Origin of the sequence: Vibrio casei (genome assembly GCF_002218025.2) — a bacterium.
Classification (GTDB): domain Bacteria; phylum Pseudomonadota; class Gammaproteobacteria; order Enterobacterales; family Vibrionaceae; genus Vibrio; species Vibrio casei.
Window position 1 is genome coordinate 825,058 of record NZ_AP018681.1, and the last position, 15,603, is coordinate 840,660.

General features: G+C 40.7%; 10 protein-coding genes. 3 read left to right on the forward strand and 7 right to left on the reverse strand.

The window, feature by feature from the left end:
• Positions 1–17 precede the first annotated feature (17 nt).
• From VCASEI_RS16750 to VCASEI_RS16760, 3 genes are read right to left on the reverse strand one after another with little or no spacing between them, the layout of a single operon-like run.
• Positions 18–1,157 (reverse strand): ABC transporter ATP-binding protein, encoded by a 1,140-nt coding sequence (locus tag VCASEI_RS16750; RefSeq protein WP_089111155.1) that lies wholly within the window; start codon positions 1,155–1,157, stop codon positions 18–20.
• 17 nt (positions 1,158–1,174) lie between these two features.
• A complete protein-coding gene (locus tag VCASEI_RS16755; RefSeq protein WP_226983306.1) occupies positions 1,175–2,089 on the reverse strand; it encodes a carbohydrate ABC transporter permease in 915 nt (304 codons plus the stop codon).
• A gap of 2 nt (positions 2,090–2,091) precedes the next feature.
• On the reverse strand, positions 2,092–2,976 hold the full coding sequence (locus VCASEI_RS16760) for a carbohydrate ABC transporter permease (protein WP_086958830.1): 885 nt from the start codon (positions 2,974–2,976) through the stop codon (positions 2,092–2,094).
• 530 nt (positions 2,977–3,506) lie between these two features.
• Here VCASEI_RS16760 and VCASEI_RS16765 point away from each other — a divergent pair.
• From VCASEI_RS16765 to VCASEI_RS16775, 3 genes are all read left to right on the forward strand, one after another.
• The gene (locus tag VCASEI_RS16765) at positions 3,507–4,223 is read left to right on the forward strand and encodes an oligogalacturonate-specific porin KdgM family protein (RefSeq protein ID WP_086958832.1); all 717 of its coding nucleotides are present in this window, start codon (positions 3,507–3,509) and stop codon (positions 4,221–4,223) included.
• Positions 4,224–4,313: 90 nt separating this feature from the next.
• A complete protein-coding gene (locus VCASEI_RS16770; RefSeq protein WP_089111156.1) occupies positions 4,314–6,554 on the forward strand; it encodes a right-handed parallel beta-helix repeat-containing protein in 2,241 nt (746 codons plus the stop codon).
• 96 nt (positions 6,555–6,650) lie between these two features.
• Positions 6,651–9,314, forward strand: a complete 2,664-nt coding sequence (locus tag VCASEI_RS16775) for a pectinesterase family protein (protein WP_089111157.1) — start codon at positions 6,651–6,653, stop codon at positions 9,312–9,314.
• A gap of 84 nt (positions 9,315–9,398) precedes the next feature.
• On the opposite strand, the gene guaD is transcribed toward VCASEI_RS16775, so the two are convergent.
• From guaD to xdhA, 4 genes are read right to left on the reverse strand one after another with little or no spacing between them, the layout of a single operon-like run.
• Positions 9,399–10,706 (reverse strand): guanine deaminase, encoded by a 1,308-nt coding sequence (gene guaD, locus VCASEI_RS16780; RefSeq protein ID WP_089111158.1) that lies wholly within the window; start codon positions 10,704–10,706, stop codon positions 9,399–9,401.
• A 42-nt stretch (positions 10,707–10,748) separates the two neighbouring features.
• Positions 10,749–11,609 carry a xanthine dehydrogenase accessory protein XdhC gene (gene xdhC, locus VCASEI_RS16785; protein ID WP_226983305.1) on the reverse strand — a complete coding sequence of 287 codons (861 nt, stop codon included), beginning with the start codon at positions 11,607–11,609 and terminating at the stop codon, positions 10,749–10,751.
• A 23-nt stretch (positions 11,610–11,632) separates the two neighbouring features.
• Positions 11,633–14,050, reverse strand: coding sequence for a xanthine dehydrogenase molybdopterin binding subunit (gene xdhB, locus VCASEI_RS16790; RefSeq protein WP_089111159.1), 2,418 nt, complete (start codon positions 14,048–14,050; stop codon positions 11,633–11,635).
• Positions 14,043–15,524 (reverse strand): xanthine dehydrogenase small subunit, encoded by a 1,482-nt coding sequence (gene xdhA / locus VCASEI_RS16795; RefSeq protein WP_089111160.1) that lies wholly within the window; start codon positions 15,522–15,524, stop codon positions 14,043–14,045. Before xdhA ends, xdhB begins: the two co-directional genes overlap by 8 nt.
• Positions 15,525–15,603: the final 79 nt, after the last annotated feature.

Here is a 15,603-nt window from a genome sequence, read left to right on the forward strand (position 1 = left end):
GCTCTCTATCCTTGTATTTATTGACGTTCTAATGAGATGTTTTGTTCCGTTACTGCATCAAAAATGTGTGCTTTGGTAACATCCACAGCAAATTTAACGATTTTATCAATTTCAAAACCTACTTGGCCTTTTACGACATCAACTGGTACACGGGCCGTGAAGGTATTTTTATCCACTCGGAAGTAAACAAATACCTCATGTCCCATGTTTTCCATTCGGATGACTTCGCCAGAAATGACTTTATTTTCATCATCTTGGTCTGTTGCAACCGTAATATTATCCGGACGGATACCAAGTACGGTTTTTGAATAGCTTCTTTGCTTAATGTTACGAGCTTTTTCTTCTGGTAAACGAATTCTCTGGCCACCAATTTCAACCAATAAATCGTTTTGGTCTTCCACTAATGTCACTTCGTGTAAGTTCATTTCTGGAGCGCCAATAAAGCCGGCAACAAACATATTGACAGGATTGTTATAAAGCTCTTCAGGGGTATCCACTTGCATGATTTCACCCAACTTCATCACGCAAATACGGTCGCCCATGGTCATTGCTTCAGTTTGATCGTGCGTTACATAAACCGCAGTAGCAGGATGCTTCTCTTTCTTCAGATGCTTATGAATATCTGAAATACGAACACGCATTGAAGCTCGCAGTTTGGCATCCAAGTTCGACAATGGCTCATCAAACAAGAATACTTCTGGTTTTTTCACAATCGCACGGCCTACCGCTACACGTTGTGCTTGCCCACCAGAAAGCTGCCGTGGTAGACGATCCAATAGATCTTCAATTTCTAGAATCGCGGCCGCTTCTTGTACCCGAATTTCAATTTCTTCTTTTGGCAACTTTTGCAGTTTCAGTCCAAATGCCAAGTTTTCTTTCACTGTCATGTGTGGGTAAAGCGCGTAGTTTTGGAACACCATCGCAATCCCACGGTCTTTAGGTACCAAGTTATTCACCACTCGGTCGCCAATACGGATTTCACCTCCACTGACACTTTCCAAACCAGCAAGCATGCGGAGTGTGGTGGATTTAGCACAGCCTGATGGGCCAACGATAACGAGAAACTCACCATCACGAATGGTTAAATCAATACCGTGTACTGCTTTAAAGCCGTTCGAATATACTTTTTCTAATTTCTTAAATTGAACTTGAGCCATAATTTGTTACTCCAAAATTAACCTTTAATACCGCTGTTTGAGACGCCTTCCACAAAGTATTTTTGTGACATAAAGAAGACAACAATTGACGGGATGATAGCGATAGAAGCCATTGCAAGAATCTCGTTCCAACGCGCACCTTCGGTGACATCGATAGACATTTTTAATGCAAGAGCAATAGGGAATTTCTCAACACTGGATACGTAAATCAAAGGACCTAAGAAGTCATTCACCGACCACATGAATTGGAACAGAGCAACCGAAATAATCGCAGGGCGAATAACCGGAACCACAACATGCCAAAGCACTTGCAGTGAGTTACAACCATCGATCATTGCCGCTTCTTCCATATCCGTTGGCACACCACGTAGGAACTGAACCAACATGAATACGAAGAAACCTTGTGTAGCGAATGCAAGTGGCAGGTACAAAGGTAAATAGCTGTCTAATAAGCCCATTTCACGGAACATTAAATACTGAGGAATAAGCAGCACCGTTTGAGGCAACAAAATTGAGGCAATCAAAGTACCAAACCACAGCTTCTTCCATGGAATATCAAAACGAGCAAAGCCGTAAGCTACGATGGTAGAAGAGACGACCGTAAAGAACACTTTTGGCACTACATATAAAAAAGTATTAATAATGTAGTGACCAAAGGTAAATTCCGTGCCGGTTTTCCAACCATTAATGAAGCCATCTAAGCTCCACTCTTTGGGAATCAAACTCATTGAGGTAAAAATTTCATGGTTCGGTTTCAAGGCTGCGGTAAACATCCATAACAATGGGTACAACATCATTAACCCGACCACACCCAACACCACATAACGAATAAAAGCATTGATCTTTTCACGACGTAATGTGCGGTTGTTTTCAGCGTTGTCGGCTTTGGTAGTGTTATTCATAACATTATTGTTTTTCGTTATTGTATCCATAATTATTTCCCGCCCTTATCGCCAGAATAAAATACCCAGTACTTAGATGAACGGAACGTGATGCCTGTGAAGATGGCAACGATCACGAATAATGCCCACGCCAAGGCGCTGCCATATCCCATATCAAAGAATTTGAATGCGGTTTCATAGATATAAAGTGAAATTAAATACGTCGATTTCATTGGGCCACCACCGGTCACAACATAAGGTGCGGTGAACTCTTGGAAAGCTTGTGTGGTTTGCATAATGAAGTTAAAGAAAATAACAGGAGTGATCAGCGGCACGGTTACTTTGGTAAACATCTGCCATTTACTGGCTCCATCAATCATCGCGGCTTCATATTGAGATTGTGGAACATTTTGTAGCGCCGCTAAGAAGATAACCATCGCAGAACCGAACTGCCATGCACGTAATAAAGTGATGGATAAAAGCGCGAAAGAAGGCTCGCCTAACCAATTAATTGGATCGAGACCAATGACGCCAAGCATGCCATTTAATACCCCATCGATCGCAAATAGTGCACGCCATAATACTGCGATAGCGATACTACTGCCTAAAATCGATGGTATATAATACGCGGTACGGAAAAACCCGATGCCTTTCAACTTAAAGTTAAGAATAAAAGCAATAAACAACGCAAAGGCTAACTTCACTGGAATGGTCAAGAAAACGTACATAAATGTCACGCTCATTGATTTCCAAAACGTATCATCTTCAAAAAGCATGTACTGATAGTTATCTAGACCCACAAAATTTGGTGTGGTCATAAGATCGTAATCAGTAAAGCTCATCAAGAATGACGATACAAATGGAAAAGCAGTAAACAGTATCAACCCGATAATATAGGGTGATAAATACGCTAATCCTAACTTTCGATTTTCATACATTTCCTTGTCCTCGATAATTAAAAGAATGCAACTGAGATAGAATTCGACCCTATTAATACAGCTCAGAAGCTAATTTAAAATAAATGAACAAAAAAAATACTCCACACATAATAAATACAATTGTGATCCAATATACGCTTTTATAGAATAATGTTTCATTTTTATTGATCTAAATTAAATAATTTTTACAATCAAAAATAATAAAACGATTTTAAAAAAAATAAAACCCAACAAAAAACATTAAACACAATAAATATCAATAATTTAAATTACATAGACTAAAGTCTAACATTTTAAGCTTATGTTTATATTGAAAAATAAATATATATGTAAATTTAAATTTAAATTACGCACAAGAAAAAATCATTGCTAATAAACTCAACATTAAAATAAATTGATCAATATCATAAAAATATCATAATTTTTTTAAAACAATGTTTTACACATCACACTAAAACAAAAGATGCATTTTATTAAATTTTTAATGTCTTATTATCCAAAAAGAAAAAACAAACAATAAAGGACTAGTCATGAAAAAAATATTAAGCCTCTCTCTACTAGCTGTTGCCATTACGTCTACTTCAGTCTTTGCAACCACGATTAATATTCGTCACGAATGGAAGCCAGAGTTTGGAGATAAAGAACAAGGAAATGCAGATCGGATAGCCGTCAGCCACCGATTTGCAAATGGTATTGGTTTTGAGGTTGAAGCAAAATGGAAATCAAATAATGAAGCCGCATTTAGTAATCTCAGTGGTAATGGTCAACAAGCAAATCTAAGCTATCGCTATAAGCTCAGTGAATCATTTACTCTAACACCTCAAGCAAAACTAGAAACCAGTGAAAAAGGTGCCAACTACCAAGGTAATTTGACCTTAGGATATAAGGTCAATGACGATGTTTCGACTTCGATCCGTTACCGTTATAACTATTTCAACGGAAAAGATGCCACCATTGATAACAACCACTACAACCGTATTACCTTAGCGGCAAGCTACAGCGGTGTTCAAAACTTTGGCTTTGGTGCGAGCACAGATTATACCTTCCGCCAAGAAGGTACCGTACAGTATGGAACAAGCAAACAAGGTATTAGTGAAATCAACTTAACCGCTGAATATAAAGGTTTTGAATCAGGTTGGCGTCCATTTATTGAAGTCGGTGTTACGCCTGAATATAAATACAAAACAGATGACGAGCGTGATGACTGGCGTCCCCGCTACCGTGTTGGTATGAAATACAGCTACTAATATCTATAACCCGTTTATTTAACATTTTGTATTAGGGCTTATTTTGTATTTACCAGAATAAGCCTTTTCTCATTTCAGGAGTCAGTAAAAATGAAGAAAACCACTCTCTCGGTTTGTTTGGCAATATTGTTATCTCCTGCGGTTCTTGCCGCCAATACCATTCCTAATGCGAACAATTTAACTTGGCATGCCATCACTTTTGGTCAATCCACTGATCTCAACTTTGGATCGACTATTCTTCCAGAAAAAGTGGGAACCAACCAAGTTACCGTCGACGGGAAAAAAATCGATTCAGGTAAACTTGCCAATAAATTCACCATTGAAAGCCGCGGCGGAAAATTAGCTAACTCTCATGAAGGGGTAACTTATTATTACACCGCTCTACCAACCGATGTGAACTTCACGCTAACTGCTGATATTCAACTAGAACAACTTGGCCCAGAAACAGGCGCAACACCTAACCGCCAAGAAGGAGCTGGTATCATGATACGTGATGTAATCGGCAAGCCTCGTATGGATCCTCAACCTCAAGGTATGGAAGAATTTCCAGCAGCTTCCAACATGGTAATGAACGCACTACGCGCCAATAAAAAAGCCGTCAATGGATTAACTAATATTAATGGTATTTATCGTGAAGGGATCTACCAACCTTGGGGAACCGGCGGCAATAAAATGTCCCGTGATGAATATTTAAAAGGTGTGCCATTTGGCCCTAAAACGCATTATAAAATGTCAGTCACCCGTACCGACTCTGGATTCACAGTTAGCTACGATGATGGAAAAACACAAAAAACACAGCCTTTAGATGGCGCTCATGCCAATATCGTAGAGATGCAAGATCCAAAAACTCAATATGTCGGTTTCTTTGCTTCCCGTAACGCTAAAATCAATGTTTCCGATGTAAAATTAACCTTATCCGAAGCTAAAACGGTCGATGCACCCAAATATCAAGCCAAACTCAATGAACTGGTCTTTGAAAATGCATCTTCCCCTCGTACTGCCAGTGACGATTATTTAGTTCAAGCACGTGCGAACTACGCTGGTACTTTTAGCTTAACTCAAGATGGCGAATCAGTAGTAAAAGATCAAACCGTAAAAGCAGGTGAATTATTTAGCTACGAAGCTGATATCAACAATGCTTCATCCGATTTTGAAATTACCTTTACTGCAAGCGAAGGTCCAAATTTAGAAGCACAAACGCATAAAGTCGTTGTCACAAAATCCAATGTTGCTGACGTAAATGATATATATGTCAGTCCAAACGGCGTGGCAACGAATGATGGCAGTAAAGCGAACCCAATGAACCTTGCCACTGCGATGGAGTTGCTGGCTCAGGGCGGGACAATTTATCTTGAAGATGGCGACTATCCTGCCATTACCATTGAAGCCACCGCTAGCGGCAACAAAGATAATGTGAAAAACCTTGTCGCTAAAGGTGATAACGTGCGCTTTGTCGGTGAAGTGATCCACAAGGCACATTACTGGCATTACACTGGAATAGAAGTATCTGGCGCTCAGTTTATTGTTCATGGTAGCCATAATACCTTCGAGAAAATGAGCACTCATGACGCACCTGATACCGGTTTTCAAATTACCTCTCCAGCCGAAGTAGGCAAAGCGCTGTGGGCAAGTTACAACACCGTAATCGACAGTGAAAGCTACAACAATATGGATAAATCACGCATCAACGCTGATGGCTTTGCCGCCAAAATGCGTGTTGGTGAAGGTAATACATTCATTCGTTGTATCTCACATCACAATGCCGATGATGGTTGGGATTTATTTAACAAAGTAGAAGATGGCCCGAATGGCGCGGTGACCATTTTGGATTCGATCTCCTTTATGAATGGACAAAATCTGGGTTACCCAAACCAAGGTGGCACCATTGGTAATGGGTTTAAACTCGGTGGCGAAGGCTTACCCGTTCCGCATGTCATTAAAAACAGCTTAGCTTTTGCCAATAATATGGATGGGTTTACTGATAACTTTAATCCTGGAACATTAACGGTTGAAAATAATGCATCCATCGACAATAAGCGCTTTAACTATTTATTCCGTTTAAGCCCTTATTCTGATGAAATTAAACAAGGAACATTTACACACAATACCTCGCTTCGTTTCTATCAAAAAAGTCAATACGATGACTCCGTGAACAGTGAAAAATCGATTGATAATGCCTTCTACCAAGATGGTAAAACACAATTTTCGGATAACAATACGATGGATGCCAAATTGCTTGAAAAATTGAAAGCAGCCGCAAAAATCGATGAAAGCCAAAAAATAGCTGGCCGAGCTGAAGCATTAAAACTGAAAGATATTCTCTTTAAATAATTCATTCACTTAAAACCCATATCCCCTTTCGGTTATGGGTTTGTTGTTTAAGAAAATGAAAGGACACAGCCTAGATAACAACATGTAGGACGAATCATGAAAAAGACTTTAACCGCTAGCTTAAAAATAGCGACCTTACTCACCCTATCTTTCCCCTCCTTTGCATCACTTTATAACGTGACTGTGGCACGAGATGAATCAGGTGATTATAAAACCATCCAAGAAGCCTTAAAAAACGCGCCAAAAGATAACTCGCTTTACACTATCTACATTAAAAATGGTACTTACAACGAAAGACTGAATATTGAGCGCCCCAATATTTATCTCATTGGTGAGAACCGTGATCACACCATAATTACTGCCACCACCGCCAGCGGCACATTAAAACCCGATGGTTCAAATTGGGGTACTACCGGCAGCCGAACGGTAAATATTAATGCCGAAAACTTTACTGCGCGCAGCCTGACCATTGCTAATGGCTTTGACTTTCCAGCTAACCAAATCAAAGCCAGTGATGATCCTACTAAAATACAATCAACCCAAGCTGTTGCTTTATTAATCTCAAACCAAGCCGATCACAGCCAATTTAAAAACGTCAACTTGGTTGGCTACCAAGACACCTTGTATATTAAATCACCCATGAATTATTTTGATCAATCTCGTATCAGTGGTCATGTTGATTTTATCTTTGGCTATGGTGGCGCACTCATTGAAAATAGTAACATCGTGGCGAGAAATCGAAATGATGTCGCAAATGGAGAACCTTATGGATATCTCACCGCACCCGCCACTGATATCAAGCAACCTTATGGATTTGTTTTTAAAAATTGTCAATTAACTAAAGAAAGCAATGAAGTTCCAGCTAAATCCTTCGCTTTAGGACGACCTTGGCATCCTACCACCACATTTGATGACGGTCGTTACGCCGACCCAAATGCAATTGGACACAGCGCATTTATTAATTGTTCAATCGACGATCATATTTATGGCTGGGATCAAATGTCAGGAACAGGAAAAGATGGAAGTAAAGTTTGGTTTACACCTGAAGACTCCCGGTTTTGGGAATATCACAACCGAGGTGAAGGCTCCGTTCAAGTACAATCGCATCATAACCATTCAGACAAGCTAAAAGATAATACTTACCGCCCACAACTCACAAAACAACAAATAAAACTATACGATAATAACCGTATTTTACAGGGGTGGATTCCTGATATTTCTTTACCAAATAACAGTCAATTAAAAGGCGAAGTTCTAAACGAAGCGATGACATTTCCGGCAACCATCACAGTAATTGATAGCTTAGGACAAACCGTAATAGCAAGAACTGATAAAAAAGGTCGCTACCAAACCGATATTACAAAAATGACATTACCTATTATCGTGTCGGCCGATGACCATAGTGGATTTTCCTGCTTAAAGAGTGATAAAAAACGTTCACTCTGTATGAGCGCGTTGATTACCAAAGCAAATCTAGATGGCACTACGGTTGGAAACATTAATCCATTTTCAGATGTCATTGTTTCTAGTGTGGCGAGTGCAGCTGATATCGATGGGCCACAACAATTGGTCGCAAAAGGATACGTGCCAGCGCTGCCGTTAGATGCATTTAAATTAGCACAAACACACTTTGAACAGGCATTTGGCGACTTAGCTCCTAACCGCAATAAAGAGCGCCATAATAAAAAACAAAATAATGAGAAAGGTGGTAGTAAAGATAATAATTGGGATCCGGTTTCTTATCCGAAAAAATACCATTCATTAATGGAAGATTTGACGAAGAAAGTAATCCACAATCGTGGTTACACCACGAATACTGGCTTAGCGTCAAAAACAACCTTAACTGATTTGGCATTTCACCCCCTACTGAGTGTATCCGACAATCCAAGCTATCAACTGCAAAAAAGTCAATTATCACAAGTACAACAACAAGTAGAAAAAGCAAAAACAAGAGTGTTTATTGTTGGGGATTCAACTGTCTCAAACTATGAAGCCGATGTTTTTCCAAGAATGGGTTGGGGTCAAGCCTTCGATTTACGTTATACCACCGAGGATCTTTCTATAGTAAACGCCGCACGTTCTGGTCGTAGTTCGCGTGACTTCATTAATGGCCGCTGGTTAAGTAGCATTGAACCTTATGTTCAGCGTGGCGATTATCTTTTCATCGAGTTTGGTCATAATGATGAAAAATGTAATGGTGCCAATGGAGATAGAGGACCAATTGATGTAGCAAACTTATGCACGTACCCAAACAGTGCTGATGGTGAACCGCAATCACCACTTTGGTTACCTCATTACTCTTTCCAGCACTCCTTAGAGCGTTATTTATTGTTCGCCAAAATTCACGGTATGCAACCTGTGCTGTTAACACCACTTGCTCGCGCTAAAACGGCTCAAGGTGAACTTGGGGCGCCAATAAATCCCGCACAGCATATAACCAAGCAAAATGCAGATAACGGTTATGCTTTTTATGGTAGTTATACGCAAACCATTATTGATACAGCAAAAAAACATCACATCCCACTAATCGATCTACAAGCTGAATCCATTAAACTTGGCGATAATGCAGGAGAAAATTGGAATCAATTATGGCTCGCAGTCGATCCTAATCAATACCCATACTACGAAGGGAAAACCGGAAGTATTGATAAACCAGATACTACCCACTTCCAGCAAAAAGGAGCACAAGCGAACACTGACATTGTGGTGAAAAATATTAAACGTCAACCTCAATTACACCAATTAGCAACACAGCTTTAATCGCCCATATTTTTATTACATAACAAAAAACCACCTCATTATCCGAGGTGGTTTTATCCTAGGCTCTAAATATTCTCGGCCTAATCACTCATTTTTATAGGCTAAATCACCATACACATAAGTGGCATGGACCGTTCGGTCATCACCCAAACTCATTAGCACAAACAACTTTTCTTCCAAAGTTTTCGTTTGCTGCATACGGAACTTCATTAACGTTGTGGCATTAGGCTCCAACACCACAAAATCCGCTTCTTTACCCACTTCCAAACTGCCAATTTTATTATCCAAATATAATGCTTTCGCACCACCTAATGTGGCTTGATACAAGGATTTGATCGGGTGCAATTTTTGTTGTTGAAGTTGCATGATCTTGTAGGCTTCACTCATGGTTTGCATCAATGAAAAACTCGTACCAGCACCAACATCAGTCCCCATACCGACTCGAATACCAAAGTTTTCGATACGAGTAAGGTCAAACAGGCCCGAACCTAAAAACAAATTAGAGGTGGGACAAAAAGCAATAGCTGAACCCGTATCGGATAAACGTTGACATTCGCAATCAGAAAGGTGGACACCGTGCGCAAATACCGAACGTTGATGCAAAAGTCCATAATGATCGTATACATCGAGATAGCCTTCCCTATCAGGAAATAACGATTTGACCCATTCAATTTCTTGTTTGTTTTCAGATAAATGAGTATGCATGTACACACTTGGATATTCTTGTAATAACTGACCCACCATGGCCAACTGTTCAGGTGTGCTGGTGGGTGCAAAACGTGGAGTCACTGCATAAGATAAACGGCCGTTATTATGCCATTTTTCAATCAGTTCTTTAGAATCGTTATAACCGCATTCTGGTGTGTCAGTTAAGTAATCCGGGGCATTTCTGTCCATTAAGACTTTACCGCAAATCATACGCAGATTGCGACGCTGAGCTTCCTGGAAGAACATATCCACCGATTGCTTGTGTACCGTACCAAACACCAATGCGGTTGTCGTACCGTTGCTAGCCAATTCGTTTAAGAAAATTTTGGCTACTTTCTTCGCATATTCAGGATCTTTAAAACGCTCTTCTTCTGGAAAGGTATAATTTTCTAACCAGTCGAGTAATTGTTCACCATAAGAAGCAATCATACCGGTTTGCGGATAGTGTATATGAGTATCAATAAAGCCTGCGGTGATGATTTTGTCTTGATAATTCACCATTGCCATATCGCCATTATGCTTGGCAAGCGTTTCAATATAGTCACCCACATCCACAATATAACCGTTTTCAACCACCAATAAACCATCTTCAAAATATCGATAAGCCTCTTCAATACCGACCTCTTTTGGATCAGCTATAATTTGAATGATAGCACTACGATACGCGGTTTTTTGCTGTGACATATAGCTTCCTTGTTCATCTATTCATTATACGAGTGCTTGTATTTATCCAGCTAACTCATGGTTCTTCATTGGTCTTTTTTGCTCGAGAATTTCACCTTGATAATGCGCAATCAACTCGCCAGCAACCGACACAGCAATCTCCGCCGGGTGTTTACCCTTTATCATTGCAATACCAATTGGACACTGCATTTTTTCAATCGTCTCTAGTTGAAAACCTCGATGAGCCAAACGTAAGTCGAATTTTTTACGCTTAGTTTGTGAACCTATCATGCCAAAATAACAAAACGTGTCTTGGATAAGAATTTCACGCGCTAAATCAAAGTCGAGTTGATGATTGTGTGTCATAACTAAATAGTAACTATTTCTCGGCATGTGCTTCAGCTCCCCAACGGGATCATCACTGATCAATTTGCGCACATTTGAGGGGAGATATTCAGGAAACTCCGCTTCGCGTTCATCTATCCACGTAATTTTAAACGGTAAGGTTTGAACAATATTCACCAACGCTTTCGCGACATGCCCAGCCCCTAACAACACTAAATGATGCTGATTAAACCCAATAGGCTCAAAACTTAACGTTGCCATGCCACCGCAACATTGCCCCAGACGCGCACCAAGATTAAACCGTTCGACATGGGTTTTATTTTCACCATGACCTAAACTCATCAACATTTCTCGCGCCATCTTGGTAGCAAGATGTTCTAAATGCCCACCACCAATGGTGGCGTACAGTTCATGACGAGTCACTATCATTTTGGTGCCCGCATCACGTGGTACCGAACCTTTATGTTCCAATACTGTGACTAAAATACATTCTTCACCTTGTTGCTCAAGCAAGGCAAGCTGCTGAATCCAAGACACTTGGCTTATCGGATTAGCATGCTTATTTTCATGTTTAGTCATTATAAGTACCTTCTTACTTAACTTTAACTTTGCGACTCAGAATGCTCGACTGTCTTTTCAAGCGCACTACTTTTTCCCTCTCTAGCCACTTCCATTGCCCATAGCACTCGTTCTGGTGTAGCTGGTGTATCAAGGTGAACAGTTACGTGCTCACCCTCTTTTGCATTTTCTAATGCCACTGCATGCACCGCATCTTTCAATGCACTCCATACCGACATGCCAAGCATAAAGGGTGGCTCACCTACCGCTTTTGAATTAAATACGGTGTCTTCTGGGTTACTGCGGTTTTGGACAATATTGGTTCTAAAATCAATGGGCATATCGGCAATGGCTGGGATCTTGTAGCTTGCCGGTCCATTAGTCATCAACCGTCCTTTTTCATTCCATATCAATTCTTCTGTCGTTAACCATCCTACCCCTTGAATGAATCCACCTTCAATTTGACCAATATCGATCGCAGGGTTTAGAGAAGCACCCACATCGTGCAAAATATCGGTACGTAATATTTTGTATTCACCGGTTAAGGTATCGACTATCACTTCAGAACAAGATGCACCATAAGCAAAGTAATAGAACGGACGACCACGTGCATTTTCATGATCATAATGAATTTTAGGTGTACGATAGAAACCCGTGCTCGATAGCGATACTTGGTTGAAATAAGCTTGCTGTACAAACTCAGCAAATGGGATCAACTGATCACGTACTTCTACCACGCCATTATTAAAGGTCACCTCTTCTGGGGTCACTTTGTAATGATGCGAAGCAAATTCTATTAAACGAGCTTTAATAGTTAAGGCTGCATTTTGCGCCGCTTTACCATTCAAGTCCGTCCCTGAAGATGCCGCCGTTGGCGAAGTATTTGGCACTTTATCGGTATTGGTTGCCGTGATTTGGATTTGGTCAATATCAACACTAAACTCCTGCGCCACAATTTGTGCCACTTTAGTATTCAAACCCTGTCCCATTTCCGTGCCACCATGGTTAAGGTGGATACTTCCATCAGTATAGATATGAATCAATGCGCCCGCTTGGTTCAAGAAAGTCGCCGTAAAGGAAATACCAAACTTAACAGGCGTTAAGGCGATGCCTTTTTTCAATACTGGGCTTGTTGCATTAAAGGACGCTATCTCTTTACGACGTTTTTGATATTCACTGGTTTTTTCTAGCTCTTCCGTGATTTCAAGAATACAGTTATCTTCAACCGTTTGGTAATAATGAGTCACGTTGCGACCTTCTTCGCCATAATAGTTAGCTTTACGGATCTCAAGTGGGTCTTTACCAAGATAGTGCGCAATTTCATCCATCACATGTTCAATTGTCATCATGCCTTGTGGGCCACCAAAACCACGATAAGCGGTATTAGAAGCGGTATTAGTTTTACAACGATGCCCCGTGACTTTTGAATCCCCTAAATAGTAGGCATTATCAGAATGGAACATTGCGCGATCGACGATAGAATGCGATAGATCAATGGAATAACCACAGTTACCCGACACAGTGAGATCAGCACCATGAATCCGACCTTCATCATCAAAACCTACTTTATATTGATTATAAAATGGGTGGCGTTTACCCGTCATGGTCATGTCATCGTTACGCCATAAACGAATTTTAGTTGGTTTGTTGGTCAGAGTAGCTATCACCGCAGCAATACAAGCAGGTGCGTTGGCTTGAGTTTCTTTCCCCCCAAAACCGCCCCCCATACGGCGCATATCGACCACCACCTTATGCATGGCTACGCCTAATACTTCCGCGACGACTTTTTGAATTTCTGTCGGGTTTTGGGTTGAGGTATAAACAATCACCCCGCCATCTTCTGCTGGCACCACACTACTGGCTTGAGTTTCAAGGTAAAAGTGCTCTTGTCCACCAATATGAAGATCGCCTTCCAATACGTGTTTAGCACCATCAAGCGCGGTTTGCACATCACCACGTTGCTGAACGTGGCTTTGATGCACAAAGTGCTTTTTCTCTAACGCTTCTTTTACATCCAAAATAGCCGGTAGAGGTTCCAACTCTATATTGGCAGCAAGTGCGGCTTTGCGGGCGGTTTCCATATCTTTAGCCGCGACCGCAATAATGGGCTGACCATAATATTCAACAACACCATCGGCAAGTAATGGATCACCAGGAAACACCGCGCCAATATCCAATTCACCCGGGACATCTTTACTGGTGATAACAATGTCAACGCCATCAAAGTCATAGCACGGAGCTGTATCAATGCTCACAATCTTCGCATGTGCTTCGGTACTTAAACGGCAATAGACATGAAGTTGATTAGGAAACTCAAGACGATCATCAACATAAACCGCTTCACCAGTTACTTGCTTATCTGCGCTGTCGTGTTTAACCGATTTTCCTACGCCCGTTTTTAGATCTTTTTTATATTGTTCGAGCAGCTCGTCATAGCTTAATTTTGGAGTATGATTAGACATAAGACGTGACCCTCGTTTCAATTTTATTTTGCGCAAATTGCTGTGTGTTTTTTTGGGCTATCGCTTGAGTTTGCTGTTCTAAGAAAAAGCGAAGTAACATGTTGCAAGCGGTTTTATTACGGTACTCTTTACTAGCACGAAAATCCGATAGTGGATCGAAGTCTTGTGCAAGCTCTACCATTGCCGTTTCTATATTGGCTTTATTCCACTCCTTTCCAATCAACGCTTTTTCACATAATTCAGCACGTTTTGGAATGGCTGCCATACCACCAAATGCCACCCGAGCATCTATCACCACATCATTTTCAATAGTAATATTAAACGCTCCACAAACCGCTGAAATATCATCATCAATACGCTTCGATAATTTATATGCACTGAAAAATTGCTGTGCATTGTTCGGTTTTGGAATAATGATTTGTTCTATGAATTCCGATTCTTGCTGAACCGTCACTTTATAATTAATGAAGTATTCATCTATCGGGATCTCACGGCTTTTCTGCCCTTTACGTAATTTCAGCCGGGCATTCAATGCAATAAGAAGAGGGGGCGTGTCACCAATAGGAGACGCATTGGCAACATTACCCCCAATAGTGCCTTGGTTACGCACTTGTAGCGATGCAAAACGGTGCAACAAGTGACCAAAATCTGGGTAATATTTTGTAAGTGAAGCGTAACAATCCGTGATCGGTAGATTCGCGCCAATCACAATATCTTGCTCGGTTTCATGGAGGATTTTCATGTCGGATACACTAGTTACATTAATCAGCGTTTCAATTTCACGATGAAACTGCGTGACTTCTAAAGCAAGATCCGTTCCCCCCGCCACTAATTTGGCTTTTGGATGACGCTCATAAAGTTCAGCTAACTCATCCGTCGTCGTTGGTGAAAAGCTAGTTAAATGCTCAAGCACTAACGGTGCTGTTTTTGATTCGATCTTTTCAAGCTTGGCGATGGTTTGTTGCTCAAGATCTGCAAATTGATCCAGAAGAGGTTTATCAGAACTTAATGACATTGCCGCATCAATAATTGGACGATATCCCGTACAACGACACAAATTACCCGCTAAAGATTCTAGTACATCTTCTTTATCAGCATTTGGCTTATTCTTACTCAAGGCAAACATCGACATAATAAAGCCAGGTGTACAATAGCCACATTGCGAACCATGAAAATCAACCAAGGCTTGCTGAACAGGATGAAGAGATTGCTTATTCTTTAAATCTTCAACCGTGATCAATTGTTTACCGTGTAACGACGATACAAAAGTCAAACACGAATTCACACTGCGATACTGCAGCTTTCCATCCACAATTTCGCCAAGAACCACGGTACACGCGCCACAATCCCCAGAACCACATCCTTCTTTTGTTCCGGTTTTTTGTTGCTCTGTGCGTAAATAATTCAATACCGTCATATTCGGTGAAATATTACTTTCACGCTTTAATGTTTGATTGAGTAAGAACGTAATCAAGTTGCTTCTCCTGTGCTCATTTTTGGCCTTTATAGGCTTTCTTCCTTTGAACTAAGTATTGGATTTCCTGACTCAATGG

Excerpts from the sequence above, each read along its gene's own strand:
- VCASEI_RS16750 (WP_089111155.1), bottom strand. The coding sequence starts at position 1,157 with ATGGCTCAAGTTCAATTTAAGAAATTAGAAAAAGTATATTCGAACGGC.
- VCASEI_RS16755 (WP_226983306.1), bottom strand. The coding sequence starts at position 2,089 with ATGGATACAATAACGAAAAACAATAATGTTATGAATAACACTACCAAA.
- VCASEI_RS16760 (WP_086958830.1), bottom strand. The coding sequence starts at position 2,976 with ATGTATGAAAATCGAAAGTTAGGATTAGCGTATTTATCACCCTATATT.
- VCASEI_RS16765 (WP_086958832.1), top strand. The coding sequence starts at position 3,507 with ATGAAAAAAATATTAAGCCTCTCTCTACTAGCTGTTGCCATTACGTCT.
- VCASEI_RS16770 (WP_089111156.1), top strand. The coding sequence starts at position 4,314 with ATGAAGAAAACCACTCTCTCGGTTTGTTTGGCAATATTGTTATCTCCT.
- VCASEI_RS16775 (WP_089111157.1), top strand. The coding sequence starts at position 6,651 with ATGAAAAAGACTTTAACCGCTAGCTTAAAAATAGCGACCTTACTCACC.
- guaD (WP_089111158.1), bottom strand. The coding sequence starts at position 10,706 with ATGTCACAGCAAAAAACCGCGTATCGTAGTGCTATCATTCAAATTATA.
- xdhC (WP_226983305.1), bottom strand. The coding sequence starts at position 11,609 with ATGACTAAACATGAAAATAAGCATGCTAATCCGATAAGCCAAGTGTCT.
- xdhB (WP_089111159.1), bottom strand. The coding sequence starts at position 14,050 with ATGTCTAATCATACTCCAAAATTAAGCTATGACGAGCTGCTCGAACAA.